Annotated in this window: 21 protein-coding genes and 5 pseudogenes; 7 read left to right on the top strand and 19 right to left on the bottom strand. The window is 61.3% G+C overall.

Annotated elements, in window-relative coordinates; translation table 11 throughout:
- Positions 1-90 precede the first annotated feature (90 nt).
- Positions 91-960, bottom strand: a pseudogene (locus EWE75_RS22060) (IS256 family transposase); the annotation flags it as partial.
- A gap of 181 nt (positions 961-1,141) precedes the next feature.
- On the opposite strand from EWE75_RS22060, the pseudogene EWE75_RS22055 reads away from it, so the two are divergent.
- Positions 1,142-1,417: pseudogene (locus EWE75_RS22055) on the top strand (transposase domain-containing protein); the annotation flags it as partial.
- Between the two features lie 13 nt (positions 1,418-1,430).
- Positions 1,431-1,727: a hypothetical protein gene (locus tag EWE75_RS22050; RefSeq protein ID WP_130160240.1), complete on the top strand. Its 297-nt coding sequence runs from the start codon at positions 1,431-1,433 to the stop codon at positions 1,725-1,727.
- 31 nt (positions 1,728-1,758) lie between these two features.
- Here EWE75_RS22050 and EWE75_RS22045 read toward each other — a convergent pair.
- The 5 genes and pseudogenes from EWE75_RS22045 to EWE75_RS22025 all read right to left on the bottom strand — a co-directional run.
- A pseudogene (locus EWE75_RS22045) lies at positions 1,759-1,989 on the bottom strand (IS66 family transposase); the annotation flags it as partial.
- Positions 1,990-2,163: 174 nt separating this feature from the next.
- Positions 2,164-3,045 carry a hypothetical protein gene (locus tag EWE75_RS22040; RefSeq protein ID WP_130160238.1) on the bottom strand — a complete coding sequence of 294 codons (882 nt, stop codon included), beginning with the start codon at positions 3,043-3,045 and terminating at the stop codon, positions 2,164-2,166.
- Between the two features lie 15 nt (positions 3,046-3,060).
- The gene (locus EWE75_RS22035) at positions 3,061-3,552 is read right to left on the bottom strand and encodes a glycosyltransferase (protein ID WP_130160237.1); all 492 of its coding nucleotides are present in this window, start codon (positions 3,550-3,552) and stop codon (positions 3,061-3,063) included.
- Positions 3,549-4,004, bottom strand: a complete 456-nt coding sequence (locus EWE75_RS22030) for a glycosyltransferase family protein (protein WP_130160236.1) — start codon at positions 4,002-4,004, stop codon at positions 3,549-3,551. Before EWE75_RS22030 ends, EWE75_RS22035 begins: the two co-directional genes overlap by 4 nt.
- A gap of 3 nt (positions 4,005-4,007) precedes the next feature.
- Positions 4,008-5,105, bottom strand: coding sequence for a Gfo/Idh/MocA family protein (locus EWE75_RS22025; RefSeq protein ID WP_206364842.1), 1,098 nt, complete (start codon positions 5,103-5,105; stop codon positions 4,008-4,010).
- Positions 5,106-5,512: 407 nt separating this feature from the next.
- Between EWE75_RS22025 and EWE75_RS22020 the strand changes: the two genes are divergently transcribed.
- Both EWE75_RS22020 and EWE75_RS25180 read left to right on the top strand, forming a co-directional pair.
- Positions 5,513-6,913 (top strand): O-antigen ligase family protein, encoded by a 1,401-nt coding sequence (locus EWE75_RS22020; protein WP_130160234.1) that lies wholly within the window; start codon positions 5,513-5,515, stop codon positions 6,911-6,913.
- Between the two features lie 112 nt (positions 6,914-7,025).
- Positions 7,026-7,301, top strand: a complete 276-nt coding sequence (locus tag EWE75_RS25180; RefSeq protein ID WP_165388483.1) for a hypothetical protein — start codon at positions 7,026-7,028, stop codon at positions 7,299-7,301.
- A 195-nt stretch (positions 7,302-7,496) separates the two neighbouring features.
- Here the strand turns inward: EWE75_RS25180 and EWE75_RS22015 are convergent, their stop codons facing one another.
- Both EWE75_RS22015 and EWE75_RS22010 read right to left on the bottom strand, forming a co-directional pair.
- Entirely contained in the window at positions 7,497-7,742 is a 246-nt protein-coding gene (locus EWE75_RS22015; RefSeq protein WP_130160233.1) for a hypothetical protein, read from the bottom strand.
- Between the two features lie 257 nt (positions 7,743-7,999).
- On the bottom strand, positions 8,000-8,200 hold the full coding sequence (locus EWE75_RS22010) for a helix-turn-helix transcriptional regulator (RefSeq protein ID WP_345789404.1): 201 nt from the start codon (positions 8,198-8,200) through the stop codon (positions 8,000-8,002).
- Between the two features lie 115 nt (positions 8,201-8,315).
- Between EWE75_RS22010 and EWE75_RS22005 the strand changes: the two genes are divergently transcribed.
- On the top strand, positions 8,316-8,825 hold the full coding sequence (locus tag EWE75_RS22005; RefSeq protein ID WP_231708507.1) for an RNA polymerase sigma factor: 510 nt from the start codon (positions 8,316-8,318) through the stop codon (positions 8,823-8,825).
- A gap of 16 nt (positions 8,826-8,841) precedes the next feature.
- Entirely contained in the window at positions 8,842-9,807 is a 966-nt protein-coding gene (locus tag EWE75_RS22000; RefSeq protein ID WP_165388484.1) for a FecR family protein, read from the top strand.
- Positions 9,808-9,880: 73 nt separating this feature from the next.
- Here the strand turns inward: EWE75_RS22000 and EWE75_RS21995 are convergent, their stop codons facing one another.
- The 3 genes from EWE75_RS21995 to EWE75_RS21980 form a co-directional block, all read right to left on the bottom strand.
- Positions 9,881-10,417, bottom strand: coding sequence for a Ros/MucR family transcriptional regulator (locus EWE75_RS21995; protein ID WP_130160229.1), 537 nt, complete (start codon positions 10,415-10,417; stop codon positions 9,881-9,883).
- 170 nt (positions 10,418-10,587) lie between these two features.
- Positions 10,588-11,076: a conjugal transfer protein TraD gene (locus EWE75_RS26185; RefSeq protein WP_345789403.1), complete on the bottom strand. Its 489-nt coding sequence runs from the start codon at positions 11,074-11,076 to the stop codon at positions 10,588-10,590.
- A 349-nt stretch (positions 11,077-11,425) separates the two neighbouring features.
- Positions 11,426-11,638: a helix-turn-helix transcriptional regulator gene (locus EWE75_RS21980; protein ID WP_130160228.1), complete on the bottom strand. Its 213-nt coding sequence runs from the start codon at positions 11,636-11,638 to the stop codon at positions 11,426-11,428.
- Between the two features lie 458 nt (positions 11,639-12,096).
- Here EWE75_RS21980 and EWE75_RS21975 point away from each other — a divergent pair.
- Positions 12,097-12,248 (top strand): annotated as a pseudogene (locus EWE75_RS21975) (IS5/IS1182 family transposase); the annotation flags it as partial.
- A 34-nt stretch (positions 12,249-12,282) separates the two neighbouring features.
- On the opposite strand, the gene EWE75_RS21970 reads toward EWE75_RS21975, so the two are convergent.
- The 8 genes and pseudogenes from EWE75_RS21970 to trbG all read right to left on the bottom strand — a co-directional run bounded on the left by EWE75_RS21970 (position 12,283) and on the right by trbG (position 17,312).
- Positions 12,283-12,729 (bottom strand): hypothetical protein, encoded by a 447-nt coding sequence (locus EWE75_RS21970; RefSeq protein ID WP_130160227.1) that lies wholly within the window; start codon positions 12,727-12,729, stop codon positions 12,283-12,285.
- Positions 12,730-13,128: 399 nt separating this feature from the next.
- Positions 13,129-13,353, bottom strand: a pseudogene (locus tag EWE75_RS21965) (DUF2274 domain-containing protein).
- Positions 13,354-13,364: 11 nt separating this feature from the next.
- On the bottom strand, positions 13,365-13,517 hold the full coding sequence (locus EWE75_RS21960) for a hypothetical protein (RefSeq protein ID WP_427915809.1): 153 nt from the start codon (positions 13,515-13,517) through the stop codon (positions 13,365-13,367).
- Positions 13,518-13,789: 272 nt separating this feature from the next.
- The gene (locus EWE75_RS21955) at positions 13,790-14,317 is read right to left on the bottom strand and encodes an N-acetyltransferase (protein WP_130160226.1); all 528 of its coding nucleotides are present in this window, start codon (positions 14,315-14,317) and stop codon (positions 13,790-13,792) included.
- Positions 14,314-14,949, bottom strand: a complete 636-nt coding sequence (locus EWE75_RS25735) for a type II toxin-antitoxin system TacA family antitoxin (protein ID WP_231708506.1) — start codon at positions 14,947-14,949, stop codon at positions 14,314-14,316. Before EWE75_RS25735 ends, EWE75_RS21955 begins: the two co-directional genes overlap by 4 nt.
- A 3-nt stretch (positions 14,950-14,952) precedes the next feature.
- Positions 14,953-15,177, bottom strand: coding sequence for a DUF2274 domain-containing protein (locus EWE75_RS21945; RefSeq protein ID WP_130160225.1), 225 nt, complete (start codon positions 15,175-15,177; stop codon positions 14,953-14,955).
- A gap of 12 nt (positions 15,178-15,189) precedes the next feature.
- Positions 15,190-16,383, bottom strand: a complete 1,194-nt coding sequence (locus EWE75_RS21940) for a TraB/TrbI/VirB10 family type IV secretion system protein (RefSeq protein ID WP_130160224.1) — start codon at positions 16,381-16,383, stop codon at positions 15,190-15,192.
- Positions 16,380-17,312, bottom strand: coding sequence for a P-type conjugative transfer protein TrbG (trbG, locus tag EWE75_RS21935; RefSeq protein ID WP_130160223.1), 933 nt, complete (start codon positions 17,310-17,312; stop codon positions 16,380-16,382). Before trbG ends, EWE75_RS21940 begins: the two co-directional genes overlap by 4 nt.
- Between the last annotated feature and the right edge of the window lie 63 nt (positions 17,313-17,375).

Here is a 17,375-nt window from a genome sequence, read left to right as displayed (position 1 = left end):
GCGCCGCGACAATCAACTTCCAACATAACGCTTGCCAGCGACAATCAGGCGGAACACACTAGCAACAACGCGGTCACGGATTCCGATCCTGATTGACGCAAGCTCCGATCCTGATTGTCGCGCGATATTCCAGGAGACGAAGTCCATCGAGTTGCGCAGCAGGTGAACGATGCAGGTCTGTACGATCGTTTCGGGGAACACGGCGGTAATCGCCTCGGGGAAGCCTTTGAGGCCGTCGACGACGGCCAGCAGGACATCTTCGACGCCGCGGTTACGAAGCTCGTTCATCACGCGCAGCCAGAATTTGGCGCCTTCGTTCTGCTCGATCCACAGGTCGAGCACCTCCTTGCCGCCGTCAGCACGGACACCCAGCGCGATGTGGATCGCCCCTTCGGCGAAGCTCAGGACAGGCTTGTTGCGGACCATGCCTTCGTCGCGGATCTTCACCCGGATCGCGTCGAAAAAGACGAGCGGGTAGACCGCGTCGAGCGGTCGCTGCTGCCAGGTTGCGACCTCGTCGAGCACGGCGTCGGTCACCGTACTGATCAGGTCGGGCGAGACATCGATGCCGTACAGATCGTGCAGATGCCCGGTGATCTCGCGGGTGCTCATGCCGCGCGCGTACATCGACACGATCTTATCATCGAAGCCCGGAAAGCGCCGCTGGTACTTGGCGATCAGTTGTGGGTCGAAGCTCGACTGTCGGCCGCGCGGCACGTCGATTGCCAGCTTGCCGGAGTCGGTCATGACGGTCTTCCGACCGTAGCCGTTGCGCGTGTTGCCGGTGCCGTCTTCGCCGGCGAGGTGGTGATCCATCTCCGCGTTCAAGGCACGCTCGGTGAGCGCTTTCTTCAGAGAGTCGAGCAAGCCGCCCTGATCAAATGCAGCCCTGGCGTCGCCGCCCGCCAGTAGTTGATCGAGAAGCTCGGTGGGGATCGCGGGTTCTTTGCGTCGAGGCATAGTGGGATTCCTTTTTACCCATCATGCCCGCCCACACACGAAAATCCTGACACTCCCATCCAGGCGATCTTTCTACCGGTCGATATCGTGCCCTCGCCACCGCAGGCGGCGGCTGCATTCGAAGAGCCGATACTCTCGCCGTCCGTCGTCGAGCTGTGTTTTTTGCAGGGACGGCGGCTGCGACGATGGCCGCGTCGCCATCGATAACAATGCGGCGGAGCGCGCCCTGCGATCCATTGGAATCGGAAGAAAGAATTGGCTATTTGCCGGCTCCGAGGCCGGCGCCGAGACCGGCGCCGAGACCCTGGCGCGCGCCATGACGATCATCGAAAGCGCCAAAATGAACAACCTCGATCCGCAGGCCTATCTCACGGACCTGTTCCGTCGCGTCCATGATCACAAGATCAACCGGATCGACGAACTCCTTCCGTGGAATTGGCGCCCGCTCGCGCAGTAGGAAAGGCCATCTCATGGCAACCGTCAGACACGTCTTCATGCTCGATTATGTCGCTGACATCCTCGGCGAGCACCCGGACCTCATCGACGCCATCGTCAGCAATGACGACAACCTGACCTACGACTCGATCATCAGCGTCAGTTTCGCCCCGGACGACACTCGCACCGCTCTAACCGACGATGGTATCGACGAGCTGCGCGACATGATCACCACGGCACGGCGATCTCCCGACGAGTGGGATCAATTCCTTGAGGATTTCGTCGATGACCCCGACGTCATCAAGACCGTCAAAGCGCAGCCCGCCGGGTAGCAACCGGGCGGTTACGTTCGAACGAACCGCGTCACGCTGAGCAAATGCCTCTCCACTTATGCGGGGCAAGTCCAGTTCGCCGTTGCCCCTTTTCGAACACTGGCATCCGCGTTTCATCGACAAATATTCGTGGTTGGGAATGGATGAAGGCGAGTTGCCGTTCGTAGAGGCCTTCAAGCCACCAGGCGACGCGCTTCATCCAACCGACAAGCACTGACCGGTCGACCAGAAGGCCTTGGCCTGCCAGCACTTGCATCTGGCGGTTGAGCGGGACCGATCAGGCGAAGCGCATCGTCGCAATCCAGGCGAGAGTCGAAGCCGTCGCCATGCCGCCTTCAATGAGCCGTTTGGGTGCCGGCGCCTACACGATGCCGCCACGGCATTGGCGGCAGGTGATGAGAAGCCTTGGCTCCCTTCTTCGCGGCTCTCGCCTTTCTCAAGCGGCGCTAGTCGCTCGTTTCGCATCATGCTCCCTGATCAGGTCGACAGTGTTAACAATGTTGGCCTTGCTCGATGCCCCGAACAGGATCGATTCGACGTAGGGTTCGTTGACAACCCACTCAATCGCCTCGCTCGGGCGGATAGCGCCCGAACCCAGCACCGACATCGCGATCACCCGCGCCGGATATTTGGTGGTCGCTTCACGATAGCCCTCGATCCCGCCCGACATGCGGAATGCGATCTTGTTGACGTTCGCGCAGACGATCGGATTTTCGATACCAGCTTCTTTCAGCATCGGCAGAAGCATCGGCAAATTCATCGTGATGAAGCCCGCTTCAGCATTGTAGCGCTTCTTGCAATGCTCGGCGAAAATGCGGAACGCATCGACGATCCCGAGGCCCTGCACGAGGTCGGTCACGACGTTTTGCAGGAAGATGACCGGCGTATCGAGGCCGCGGAACATCTTCATCTCGGCATCGACAAGTAGCGTCATCATGCCTTCGATATCACGGTTCAACACAGCCTTGCCGCCGCGCAGCATCGTATCGACCAAACCCTCCGAGGGGAGGAATTTGCGCATCGCGTCGAAGTACCCGAGTTCGGTCACTGCATTGGCGTATTTATGGGCGTAGGGCATGCCTGGGTAGAAGGTGAAGCCCTTCCACGCTTCACGATCGGCACGGACCCGGTCGGCGATCTTTTCGATCGTGTCGTGGGTGGTGCACATGAAACCACCGGCACCGGCATGCAAAGCGGACTGCAGGACATCGACAATGTTGTCGATGTCTTGAAAGCGCATGGCTTGCTGCCGCGCCTTTTCCTCCGACATGTGGTTGATGCCGAAGAACTGGTTATCGCCGAAAAGAATTCGTTCCATCTCGGTCCCTCAGGATCAGGCTCGTGCGCCGTTAAGAAAATCACGGACCCCGGCAATCAGCCCGGGGTCCGCATGGTTAGAAATCGCATCACCCATCATGAGCGGCGCGTCGAGCAACGCGCTCATCTCGCGATGTAAATCGTCCACCGTATCCACCACCTTCAACCCGGGCAGATAGCCGAAACGCTCTGCGGTGTGGATCTGGTGATCGGTGGTATGTTCGCCCCATTCCTGATGGCGCGGTAGCATCAGCATCTGCTTGCGATCCTCCAGAGCCTGGAGGATCGATCCCATGCCGACATGGGCGACGAACAGGTCGCAGTCCCGCAGCCGCTGACGATATTGGGTCATCGGGATCATTCGCGCAAATGGGGCGTGCTTCGGCTCATATTCGGTGTCGCCGATCTGAATGAATACATCTTGCGATGGATTGGCATGTGCCCAATCGTCGACGGCGCGCACCAGCCGCTCGAACGGCAGCATGGAGCCGACCGAAGCAAAAATCACAGTACGGCCCCCCAACACTCCAGCCCTTCGGCCTTGGCGACCTCCGGCCATTGCGCCACAGCCTTGGTGGCGAGCTTCTTTGCAACCTTGCCGGACGAGGACATCTCCTCGGCCTGCGCGATGCTGTCGATCCACAGCGTCTTGGTGCCCATCAGCTTGGCGATCATCAAAAAAGCCAGCATTGGCGCGGAGCCGGTCGTTACAATCGCGTGCGGCCGTTCCTTCAACATGATCGGCAGCGCGCGAGCGAAGACCTTGGGAAAGGCCAGTTTGTCGAAGCGCGATGCATCGGGAACGGTATAATAGCGCGCGCCGGGAATCGACGAGGTATAGTTCTCGAACATCGATACATAGGCGACATCCCACCCCTCGAACGCCGGGCGCAAGCGCAGCAGTTCGATCCAGTGGCCGCCACCGGACGCAAGGGCAAGAAGGCGCTTTTTGCGAGCCAAGGTTCAGCGCCCCAGAATGCGGCCTACCAGCCCCGCCTTGCGAGGGGCGGCTTCGGTCACGCCGAAGCTGCCAATGCCGCCGCCATCTTGGGCAGATGCACGGATCATCTCGATCGAGGCATCGGTCAGGGCCGCGCTGGCGAACGAATTCTCTGCGGCCCCTTTTCCCGCCGCGATCGCGTCGCCGAAGGCTTCCATCTGAGCGCTATACTCCTCGCCGCGTAGATAGTAGCTGACCGGCGGGGTCAGCTCGGTGATGTACTTGGTCGTCCAACCCGTCCGATAGGTTTCAGGAATTGGCGCGGTGCCTGTCAGGAACACCTGAATTTCCTGGCGATCGGCATAGATGCGGCCGCCGGTGCCCCAGATCGTGATGCGCGTCGTCATCTTACGAACAGACGGGTCGGACCAGTTGACCGAGAGCTGACCGGTGACGCCATCGGCGAAGCCGAGAGAGGCATAGACTTCGTCATCGACCTCGGCCGAGAAACCGCTCTTAAGCAGCGCGCCGCTCGCAGCTGCCGTGTCGCCGAAATACCAGTTGAGCAGGTTGAGCGGATGCGCTGCGTAATCGTAGAGGCAACCGCCACCGCCACCCGCCTTGCCGCGCCAGGTCGGTTTGGCCGGCTTGAGCACGACCGGACCGTAAGCTTCAGCCTGAACGTGCGTAACCTTGCCGATCGCACCGGCCTCGATCAGCTTTTTGATCTCGCCGAACGTGCCGATGAAGCGATTGTGATAGCCAACCTGAGTGACTAGGCCTTTGGCATCGGCTGCTGCAGCGAGTTCTTCCGAGACAGCCGACGACAAGGTCAATGGCTTTTCACAAAAAACATGCAAACCGCGCTCAATCGCCTTGCGCGACATCCAGTCATGCGTCGTGGTCGGAGTGGCGATGATAACTGCCTGCAACCCCGGCAACGCGATAAGCTTGTCGAAATCTTCTTCGAACGGAATTTTGGTGTATTTGCTGAGCACCCCGCCGACGATGCTGGATGTATCGCACATTGCGATAACATCGAAATGATCGAGAGCATTGACGATAGCGAGATGAGATAAACCCATTTTGCCTAAGCCCACGACGGCTATTTTGATGGCCACAGTCGTTTCCCCGTATGCTGCACCGCAACTTCGAATGCGCAGGTGACGTTGCATCTGTCAACAGGTTCCAGCCGGTGGAATCGCCCTTTTGCGAAGCCTAGGTGCCTTTTGCTCTCACCGTGTGGGGCACATTTCCGCTGCGACGATCGACTCTGTAAACGGAGATTGCTAGTGGATAGATTCAGACGAATGGTTCCGTCAGGATCGGCGGGAATCCAGCTTTTCTGGTGCGTTTGGTGGGACTCATCCGTCGCGTTCTGACCACTAGGAATGGGATATCGGACCTGGTGCCAAGTTTGCCGCTGTTGCGACGAATGCATTCGCCAGTGCCTTGAGCAGACGTCGCAAAGTCCGTAGGCAATGAAGATGATCAATAGCGCTGCCAAGCGGGCGCCGGAGTTTCAGCGGTGGCGATAAGAGCACGCAGCATCACCGATTTTTCGCACCCCGTGCGCTTGCCCGTCGCAATGGCGGGGATGGTGGGATTGCTGGCGCTGACGTTGCTTGGCCCGGCGATGACGATCCTCGGGGATAATGCGGAAGGCGCGGGCAACCTCGGTCGGCAAGCCGGATATCTGGTTGTGTTCGCGCTGGCGGTTCTGGCTATGCGGCCGGTGCGCCATCCCGAACGCTTGGCGGTGGTGCCGTGGCCGCTCGTTGTTGCGCTTGGTTGGTGCTGGCTAAGTCTGCTTTGGGCGATCGATCCTGGCGTCGGTGTGCGTCGCCTGATCCTTACCAGCCTCGTTTTGTGGTCTGTCTTCGCGCTGGTGCGCCAGCTGGGCTATGAACGCACGCTGTTGATGGTCCGATGCGCGCTGATCCTGGTGCTGATCGCCAATTTTGCGACATCACTATTGTTTCCGACCATCGGCATTCACCAACCGGCTGACGCAGACGGACTCGCTGGCGACTGGCGCGGCATGATGGCGCACAAGAACTTTGCCGGCCTAATCTCCGCCCTGACGATCATCGTGTTCGCGTTCGATCGGCGCAAGCTGCCCTATTGGGCGATGGGCAGTGCCATCGTCGGTGCGGGCGTCTTTCTGATTCTGTCCAGTTCGAAAACATCGATTGGGCTGATCATCGTGGCACTGATTCTCGGGTTTGGCGTAGCGCTGTTTAACCGTCGCTATGCGACCGTGCTGCGGTTCTCGCGCCACGCTAGAATCGGCATCGCCGCTACGCTTATCGCTGTGCTGGCGGTTGCATTCCACTTTGGCATGCAGAGCGACACGATGCTGAACTATGTCAGCGATCCAAGCAACCTGACCGGCCGTACAACGATCTGGAAACCGATGGTTCACTACTATCTCGGCAATCCGATGCTCGGTGCGGGTTACGGTTCGTTTTGGAATATCAATGCTACCAGTCCCATTGAAAGCGAGCAGGTGGGTTGGTTGAGAACCGTCACGCAAGGCCATAATGGGTTTCTAGACTTGATGGTTACGATCGGCCTCCCTGGGCTAATCATCGTCCTCGCCGCCACGCTGATTTGGCCGCTCGGTCGCCTGCTCGCGCGGCCCGGCTTCCGCTTCGCTGCCTGCGCGCTGATCGCATCGATGGTGATCTTTTGCATTGGCCATAATGGTACCGAGAGCTCGTTGTTTGACCGGGACACGATCGGGCAGGTTTTCCTGATGCTGGCACTGGCGCTGCTCGCCAATGCCGAAGAGGGAGTGGTGCTGTCCAGGCGCGCGAACCGCCCTCCGAGCTTGCCAACTCCGGGCCGCGTTGCACGACCCCATTCCGATGAACGGAGGAACCGGCCGGCGCGACGAGGTCCCTTGCGGGACGCGCGTTCTTCATGATGTACGCCGCTAGACCACATGATCGCCTGAGGCTGGGTGACCCCGTTTCGTAATATGCAGCGGCAAGGTCGCGTCGGACTGGTCGGCGCGGCCTCCTGCATGGAGGCGAGCAATGAGCAGTACGGTGAAGTATGTCGGGCTGGACGTCCGCAAGAACACGATAGCAGTGGCGGTGACAGAGGATGGCAAGCGCGCAGACGTGCGCCAGCATGGCGAGATCGCCAACGCGCCGGCGGCGCTGACGAAACTGCTGGGCAAGCTTGGCGGCCCCGGGGGTGGAACACCATATTTGCTACGAGGCGGGGCTTTGATGATCCCATCGGATCGTAGTGTTCTCCAATGGGGGTGGTCCATGCCATCAAGTGGTCGGTGTCACGCCGCTACATGACGCTGGAAACAATCAGCACGTTGAGCGATAACCCGCGCATCAGCCTACCAGCACTGGCAGCCTGATCATCCTTGGCCCTGACGAGACAGACGCATCCTGATGGGATCAAGCCGCCGACCCGGCCCTGCCGGTCGTCCATACGCAAGACCGCGGCGGCAAACCCGTCGAGCGACACTTCGGCGTCTCCGCCCAGCGTTACCTTTGTCGTGTTGCGTCGGCGCGCGACAGTTGTCGGATCGCCGGTAAATCGCTGCTCGAAAGCGTCGTCTCGTCGGTCGTAGCGTCGAGCCGCCACGCCTGCCCGTGAAGCCCGGCAAGCTTGCCGTCAATTCTGAAATCGCCGAGCGCGAAGGCGCGGTCGGCGCGGATCGACATCGCCAGCTTGCCGGCAGGCCCCGCATCGCGGTCGATGACGATCTCGGTCCCCGGATGGGCATCCAAGAACCCTTGGCAGCGCGGTTGAGCGCATTGTCACAGGCAACGAGCCATTACTTGTAGCCATCGTAGGACCGGGCGGAGTCGGCGCCGGCTTTGCGGCCGCCAAGGTCGCAGCAATCGTGCCGGAGAGCAGGACTGTGCGAGCCGCCCATCGAAATTACCTCATCGGCAATCATCCCTGTTCAGCGCGCTTGAACTCCTACGTTTTCGCGTGGCAAATGGCGCCAGGGCAGTCGTTCATCTTACGGCCGAACCAGTAGCTATGGCTGCAGCAAGTCGAGATGACTGACGCCTAGCGCCAAGGCGATTTCGTACACCGTGACGACCGTGGGATTGCGCTTTCCTCGCTCTAAATCGCTGAGATATTGCTGACTTAGCCCCGACAGGTCCGCGAGTTGCTCCTGCGTATAACCCCGCGCTTTGCGGATTCGGGCGCAATTATCGCCAACAAGTTTCCGCATATCCACGCGCAAAATTATTGGCGGGTATGCGCGAGCAGGTTTATCTACTATAATATGTAAATTGTCATATCGTTTGGGATATCGGGAGCTTACTTTGATGGGCTCGGAACGAGAGATGGACCGCCTTGCAAGGCTCGATAGCGCGGGCCTACAGCAATTGGATCATCTGTATCGAAGTCACGCCGGGTGGCTCCGCGCCCTCGTCGCGCACCGTCTGCGTGCCCAGCCGACCGATGTCGACGACATCGTCCAGGACACGTGGCTCCGCGCCGCCGGCTGCAAGACGGACAACATCCAGCATCCCAAAGCTTTCCTGTCGCAGACGGCACTCAACCTGTTCCGCGACCGCAAGCGGCGCGAGGCGGTTTGCCAGCAGCATCGCGAGGGCGTCACCGCCGATCAAGGTCGTGGTGACAGGCATGGCATGTCCGAGCAGGAGGCCATTCTCGAACTGGAGCGGATCGTGCTCGATCTGCCTGAAAAGATGCGCGACGTCTTCGTGCTCAGCCGTTTCCGGCATATGAGCAATGTCGAGATCGCGACAACGCTCGGCATCTCGGTCAAGACCGTGGAGTGGCGGATGGGTAAGGCGCTGGCATTGTGCATGAGCAGATTGCGCGACTGAGCGACGGCACATGTCCATGAACGACAATGATGCGAGCGGCGGCGATGCGTGCACGCAAGCCGCGCACTGGTACGCGCGGTTGCAGACGCTGCCCGTGTCGGCCCGAACGCTCGAGCAGTTCTTCGAGTGGCGAAAGGGCGAGGGGAATCGCGAAGCGTTCGACGCCGTCGATCGCCTTTACAGGCAGGCCGGCACGCTTGCCGATCGCCCTGCGATCGTCGCCGCCACGGAGCAGGCGATGACGCGATCCGCCGCTCGACCTGTCAGACGATATCCGGGGTTGGGGACGATGGCGGCAGCGGTGCTTGGCGTGGTTGCGGTCTGCCTGACGACCTTGGCGGTATGGCCCTCGGGCGGCGAGCAATACGCGACCAAAATCGGCGAACAGCGCACCATAAGGCTGGCGGACGGGTCGAAGCTGACGCTTGATACCGACACCGCGCTGACGGTTACCTTCGCCAAAGATGCGCGCCGCATTTCACTCGCCAAGGGCCAGGCGTATTTCACGGTCGCGCATGATGCCGCGCGACCCTTCACCGTGGATGCCGGCGGCACGCGCGTGCTCGCAACAGGCACGCAGTTCGATGTCCACCGCAGTGGCGACCGGATCGACGTTACGCTGATCGAGGGCAGGGTGCGGGTCAGTTCGGCGGACCGGCCTGTGGCGCAGTTGCAAGCCGGGCAGCGGCTGATCCTCGACGGCTCCCGCATAAGCCGGGTTCAGGCGATCGATACGGCGCCGACGACGGCGTGGACGCAAGGGCGTATTGTGCTCGACGGCATGACGCTCAAGCATGCGATCAACGAGGTCAATCGCTACGTGACTACGCCGGTTCGGCTCGATGCGCCCGGCTTTGCCGACGCCCGCATCAGCGGCTCTGTCGAAACCGGCGATATCGGCAGTTTCACGACGGCGGTGACAGCCGTGTTGCCGCTCAAGGCGCAGACCAACAGCGACGGATCGGTCACGCTACGCCCGTGAAGCGTGCCGATCGTACCAGCGGCAGAAAGCGGCTCGTATCGCCCGACTGACGCCGGGCGATACGAGCAAGACATCAGGCGTTTTCAGCAGCCTTGCGGCGCGTGCGCTTCGCCGGGGCGGGCGCGGGTGCCGCGCTCGCTTCGCTGGCGGCAGGTGCTTCGGCGGGCGTCGCTGCGCCACCGCGACCCTTGCGGCCAAGGCCGATCCGCTGTGCCATTTCGCGGCGGGCGAGCGAATAGTTCTCGGAAACCATCGGGTAGTCGGAGCGCAGATTGTAGCGCTCGCGGTACTGCACGTCGGTCAGACCATGCGTCGAAAGATGACGGCGCAGCGTCTTGTAAGGCTTGCCGTCGATCATCGAGATGATGTGATCCTTCGAGGCAAGCGACTTGCGCACCGAGACGGCGGGCGTGAACTCTTCCGTCGGGGCCGCTTCGCCGCCCGACGCGTCCGCTGCCGATGATCCCGAGCCAAGTTCGACGATCGTATTGTGCATCGTGCGCAGGAACGCCGGCACATCGTCAGCCGAGACGCGGTTGTTCTGATTGCCGAGCCACGCGATCGTCAGTTCGGTCGCGAGTTCGACGGGGTTCAGGGTTTCTTCTTCCATATCAATATGTCCATATGTGTTGCTGCGATGTTTCGCTGCGACCAGGGGGATATCCAGTATCGGACACCGCCGCTGTGGCGAAAAATCGCGATCAATGCAAATCGTCGTTGATAGAATCATCTTCGAACGCGCGCTTGCCGCGACGTCGCCATAGCGTAACCGACGATTCTTTATCTTCTATGCGCAACTTCGCAGGCGGCTTCAACGAGGATACCGAAGATCACCGCACGATCGTCCTCGGTAAGATCGGTCAGCCTGGACCTGGCGATCAGTCCGACCAGTTCAATCAACTGACGCGTGCGCTCGCGGCGCTTCACTTGCCAGTCGCGCGGATCATGCCGGGCAGTGCTCGCGATCAAGCGGTGACGATTCCTGTCAGGTGCCGAAGCTGATGCAAGGGCTGGCGCAGTCGCTCGGGGTTCGCTGCTTCTGGCTTTGCGTTGAAACATCACGGCGCCAGCTTTCCGCCAAACCTCCTGTACTGCCGCATCACTGCTCCCGGCGGACAGCAATGCACCGGCCAGAACATCGACCGGCAGCATATCGGCGCGACACGCGATCACCAGTTCGCCGAGTTGGTTGATCTTGCGATGCTTGAGCGCTTTCGCCTTTTGGTCGAGCGACTGGAGCTCGACGTCATAGTTACGCGGTTCGCGCATGAGGATCGTCCATGTTGTCGTTAAAGCAACATCCAGTTATCGTCTGAATATATCGCGGTAAATATCGCAATATATTCTAGGGGCAGCGCCGTCCAGAGATAGGTAAATCTCGAGATCGCGCTTATACGTCGCGCCGGCATGAAATCTAAAATATGAATTACGTACCGTAATTGTGATATAACATTTTCATCGAAGATAATATTGTGCGTCAGCGGCTCGAATGCGCTGGCGTCAGCGGCGTATCGCTCGGCGTCGCGGCTCCACGATCGCTCCTCCACAGCAATGGCCATCTCAGAATTGTCGCCTGCCCAGGAACGATGCCACGTGCGCCGTTTCGACTGGCCGCTTTTTACGACTGATCAGTCTTGGCCTCATGCAACGTCGGATTGCGCACCCAGTCGTTGACGGCAGACTCCCGCCAACCTGTACAGCGGAGCGCGATACGGATCTGCTTCGGGAACGTGCCAGCCTGTACTTTTCGATACAGCGTTGCTCGGCTGAGGCCGGTGCGATCGAGCACGGTTTTGAGGCGGAGAATGCGGTCGGGTGGGTCGGTTTCCATGGCATGATCCTGGTTCGTGTGTGATCCAATGGCTTGCTGCGATCAGGATCGAGATGGTGTCGGCGCGGAGCAAGGGGCTCGGGACCGAGATGCACCGCGCTGCCCCTCAGAGCGCCCGACTGTCACCATAAAGTCCGAGAGGATTCAGGCGTTAGCCGTCGCGCGCTGGCGCGCGGCCGAGCTCTATGGCGCTAAGCGCCACCGAGTCGCCTTTGGCGTCTCGGTAGGGTCGGCGCGAGACGCCTCTTGCGAGGACGCCCCAGTGCCTCCATCCGAACCGTAGATGCACCTTTCAATGCACACGGCTCTCCATCCCGCCGGCAACCGACCACCATGGTGAACGACGTGACATCTGCGGCACAGAACGATGGTCCTGCGCCGCCGCGCCGCTGCGCCGATTGCTTCCATGGCTTCAACTGGTCGCGCGGCTTGTCCCTAAATCTCGGCGCGAATCCGCCAGGTACGACAAGCGCAGATACAGGCACCGCAGCCGTATCGAGATCATGTTCGAACGCCTGAAGGACTGGCACCGCGTTGCCACCCGATACCACCGATGCCTGTCTTCTTCTCCGCAGCCGCCCTCGCAGCCAGCGTCATCTTCTGGCTCTGATCACCGAATCCGCACCCTGGCACGGTGGCCACCCTTACGCGCGGTCGATTTCCGGTAAGGCATTCGCGATCATAGCAGCGAGCGTTTCCTCGGCGCGGGTGCGGATACTCGTTTCTTTCGAGAGCAGGTCGTGGCGAATCCATTCGGGCGCACGGGCGATAACGGCGGTGATCGTCGCGAGAAGTGTGTCGTCCATCGCGCGCTCTATGCTGGCATATGGTCCTGTCGGGCAACTGCAAACGCGCGGCGATGGCGGTTTCGACCAGGCTGCCGAAGTTTGCGGCGCCCAGGACCACATCGGTGGGTTGCGGAGGCTGCTCAAACCGATCTGCGGCGTTTGGCCTGAGCGATCCTCCTGATCACGCGAGGCGCGGCCCATCGCCTCGGCGAGGAGGACCTGAAACCGGCCCCGCAGCGCATCGACGATCAACGCCTGGATGGTCGGTTGCAAAAGCGGCGCGCCCGAGATGGCGATCGGCATTTCCTGGCCGATCTGCCGGCCCTGACGCTCGACATGAGCTCGAAACATGCGAAGTTGGTCGGCAATCGAAGCGTCGCGCTGTGAGGCGCTCGAATATCATGCGTAGAGGGCAACCTTCATAAGGCTTCTCCGGCTGGCGTCCGAAGCCGTCTTGAGCCGCTCCTTGTCAGCATTTGCACCATATCGGCATACTGCGGACGGCGCCGAAGCCTAATATATAACACACTCGATCAAACGCGGGTCTTGACCGGTATCGATGGCATCTGCCCGCGCGTCAGTTCGGCATGGTGTGATCGCTGCTGCCCGTCAACGGAGCCATCGGCATGGTTTCGGCCGCAGACCCATGGCGGGACCGTGCTGGCTCGATCGCATATCGGGCCGATCCGGCGAGGGCATGGCTCAGCTTTTCGGACCGGTATGCCGCATCTTCGCGAAACCGCGGTCGCTGTCGAGGAACGCGCGCAGCATATAGGGGATGAGGTCCGGCACGGTTTCCTTCTGCCCATAGGCATTTTCGTACAGGATCGTTTAGCCGGCCAGGTCCGCGCGTAAATCCGGGCTGATGCTGATGGTTAGCTTGACGGGGATTCGATCGGGGATACGCGCGAGCTTGAGGTCTGGCATTTTGCGGTCTCCTATTCCTTCCAGGGCGCGAGAATGAGATCCTTGTGGACGACCAGCCGTACGGTCGCGCCGGGCCGCATCGTGATTGTCGGCTGGACGTCGAGATTGCACGACGTGAGCTGGTCACCGGCGCGCGAAACGTTCTGTTGGGTCGATTCGCGGATCGCCTGAACGAGGTCGATTTCGGCGGGCTGAACGCCTCAGCGGCCAGAAACCGGCTTGGGTAAGCGGTTGGCGGCTTGGAGGATCGCCCCGACAGGTCGACGCTGGTGACGATCGCAGAGCGCCTGGGAATATTGCGCGCAGCGTCGCGCGAGGTCTATAGTACCGGGGAGGTCTTCCGCCGCGCCAAACATGACGCAAATCTTACTATGCCAGTAAAAGCCGCCCGATGATTTTTTTGAATCAATAGACCGTTTCCGATTCGCGAAATGAATCAGAGCTGGTCGGACACCTTCAACTCGCGTTCCAGCGTCGAGAATGACAGTGCGAGCGTCAGCGGCCTGTCATCGAGCGGCACGGCGCCGTAGCTCGCATACCAATTGGCTGCCCGCTCGTTCTTGGCGTCGATAATAAGCATGACGCCGCCAACCTCGGCCGCGACGCGGATGCATCGGCGAGCGATCATGCCGAGAAGCTGGCCACCAAGACCTTGCCACTGGACCCGGACATGCGTGGCAAGTCGTGCGAGCCGAAAGCCCGGCACCTCGTGCTTAGCCAGGCCTCGCCGCACCAGCTCGGGAGTGCCCGGGTAGCTCAGGCTTCCCGGAGCGATGCTGTAGAAACCAAGGATGGTCTGATTATCGGTGTCGTCGATCGCCAGGAAGGTTTTCGCGCCGCCTGACTCATGGCTCTGGCGTGCATAACGCAGGAGGAAGGTATTGAGGCCGGCGTCTCCACAATCGAACGACGCTCGATCATGTGCTTTGGAAATCGCCTCCTCGTGCCAAGCAGGCAATGTCATGCCTGCTTAGGCATCGCTGCGATCGCAGCGCTCAGCCTGGCGTTCGCCGGCGGTGGGTTTTCCAAGAGTTCGAGGATGAGAAGGCTGTCTCGTTCCGAGAGCTTGATACGCTCGGCCTCTTCGACAACGATCTCCGCTTCGCGAAGCGCTGAGCGCGTGACGAAGGTTGTGAGATCGGTCTGCCGAAGCGCAGCGGCGCGCGCAAGCAGAGCCTTTTGCTCAGGCCTGATTCGCAGGCTCATGCGCGGATTATCTTCGATGACGGCTCTTGGCATAACGCACCTTTCTTTGTACGCTTTGAAATAGTACATCAAGGAGATTGTGTCAACGCGTGCGCCTTCAAAGCACACAAGTCCATAGCCGGCACTGTCGATGCAGATTTGAGCGAGAAGGGCCGTCAGGTTTCCACCTGACGTGAAGTGCTCCCCAATTTCAGGCGGCCGATAGCTTAACACGCTCGATCGAACGCGGGTCAGGACCGGTATCGATGGCATCTGCCCGCGCGCCGGTTTGTGATGGCGTCGTGTTGCCGGTGCCGTCAACAGAGTCGTCGGCTTGGTTTCGGGCGCAGACCCCATAGCGGGATGACCGTGCTTGCTCGATCGCGCATCGGGACGATCCGGCGAGCGCATGGCTCAGCTTTTCGTACCGGCTTGCCGCATCTTCGCGAAACCGCGGTCGCTGTCGAGGAACGCGCGAAGCATATAGGGGATGAGCTCCGACACAGCTTCCTTCTGCCCATAGGCATTTTCGTACAGGGTCGCGTAGCCGGCCAAGTCAGCACTCAGATCCGGGCTGATGCTGATGGTCAGCTTCACGGGGGTTCGATCGGGGATGCGCGCGAGCTTGAGGTCTGGCATTTTTCCGGTCTCCTATGTCTTCCAGGGCGCGAGGATGAGATCCTTGTGGACGACCAGCCGGACGGTCGCGCCGGGTCGGATCGTGATTGTCGGCTGGACGTCGAGATTGCGCGACGTGAGTTGATCGCCGGCGCGCGAAACGTTTTGCTGAGTCGATTCCCGGATCGCCTGGACGAGGTCGCTTTCCCCCGTAACCGTCAATTGGGAGCCGACGCCGAGCAAAGTGGATAACGCAACGCCCTTGAGCAGTGCCCAAGTGTGGAAGTCGACCTTGTCCTGGAGTCCGGCATAGCCCGACGCATCGGTCGCCGGGACATTGTCGATCCTCAGCGAACTGCCATCGGGCAGCATGATCCGCTGCCAGACGATCAACGCGCGCTTCTGCCCGAATGCCACCACGCTGTCGTAGCTGCCGATCAGTCGCGATCCTTGCGGAATGAGGAGGATGCGGCCGGTGGGACTGTCGAATACCTTGGCGGTGACTTGCGCCGTCACCAACCCGGGCAGGTCGGAACGAAGCCCGGTAATCAGGCTAGCGGAGATGACGCTCCCCGCCGAGAGCAGATAGGGTGATGGCGCTGCAGTCAGCGTGTGCGGGTTGACGTCGCCCGAACGGTCGAGCGTGCCGACGAACTGAGCCTTGCGGCCCTGCGCGTTCGGATCATGATCGGGGTTCAGCGCCGGACTTGGCTCCGGCGTCGGAGTCGGCGTTGGCGTGCCCGTCGCGTCCGGGACATTCGCCGCCGAAGTGGCAGCGCGCCCCTGCACCAGCACGCCGGATTCGCGGGCGGCCCTGAGTTCGGCGAGCTGGCGCTCCCGTTCCTGCGCCGCTTGGCTGTTCGATGGTTCGCTGCCCGTGCCGGTTTCCGTCGCCATCCGGCGCTGGCTCTCGAGGATCGGTCGACCAAGGTCTCCGGGTAATGGCGGTCCAAGTTTCGGCGCATCTCCGTAGGTTGCTGGCAAGCCGTTCAAGGCGTCAGCCGATGGCCGATTGCTCGGCTCCGACAATTCCTGACGATCGGCAACGGCGCTGAACACGCGCGGCTTGAGCGCGATCCAGGCCACCGCCATCAGACTGACAGACCCAAGCGCGGCGATGGCGATGATGACACCCCGGCGAAACCGGATCGCGCGGGCGGGTTTGCTCCGGATGGACAAGCTCTCGGGATCGACCTTCGGAACCGGCGTGATGACGTCCTCGCTCATGAGCGCTTGCCCTTCCGCGCGGCGCCGCTTTCGGCGACGCGGTTGATGCGGACGATCTGCTGCCTTTTGGTGCCGAGCCTCAGTTCGGCGACATCGAAGATGCGATCGATGACGTAGAAGCGGCCGCGGACGCGGTAGTTGGCGAGTTCGGCCTCACCCGACGAACCAATGATGAAGAACGGCGGCGCCTCTCCAACCGCAATGCTCGCCGGAAACTCGACGAACGTCTGCCGGCCATCGTCGAAGGCGCGCAAGGGCCGCCATGCGGGCTGGTCGCCGCTGATGGCGTAGTTGAAATGAAGGGTATCGAGCGATAGGCCCTCCGAAACCGGTGCTGCCGCCGCGGCCTGCTCGGCAGCTCGGCGCAGCGCGATCAACTGGTCCGCCGGATAGGTCCATGACAGCGCCGCCATCGCGGTGCGCGCCGTGGCGGTAAGCTGTGCGTGATAGCTCCGCCGGTCGGTGGTGATAACGAGGTTGGTGGCGAGACCCGAAGCAAACGGCTTCACCAGGATATGCGTGCGCTTATCCGCGCCGGTGCCGCTGGTCGTGTCGCCGATGACCCAGCGCACGGTGTCGCCTGCGGCGACGGCCACGAGGCTCTCGCCGGGCTGGAGGGCGATGTCCGTCACCGCGCCCGGCGCGGTGTAGACCTGGTAGATCGCGCCATCCGTAAAGGGAAAGACCTGCACGGCGTTCACGAACCCCTGCGCCTGAGGTTGCTGCGTCGCCGCCCTGTTGGCAGCGGCGACGCCCACCACGTTGGGGTTGATCGGACGTTTAATGCGGACGCGATTGATTGGGGACTTCGAAGCCGGTGCGTTGGCGGGCGCGGCGACAGGAGGCGGCACCTTCGGAGACGCGACGAACTGGCCGGATGCTGGAGCGGTCGCGAGGGCGATAGCCGAAACGGCAAGGATGAAGGTCATTGGTGTGACTCCGAGGCGGGCTGCGCGGGCGCAGCGAGATTGGGATCAAGGGGCGTGTCCGCA

Origin of the sequence: Sphingomonas populi (assembly GCF_004208535.1) — a bacterium.
GTDB classification, from domain to species: Bacteria; Pseudomonadota; Alphaproteobacteria; order Sphingomonadales; family Sphingomonadaceae; genus Sphingomonas; species Sphingomonas populi.
Note: the sequence above shows the minus strand (reverse complement) of the source record. Positions and strands in the feature narration are given on the sequence as shown.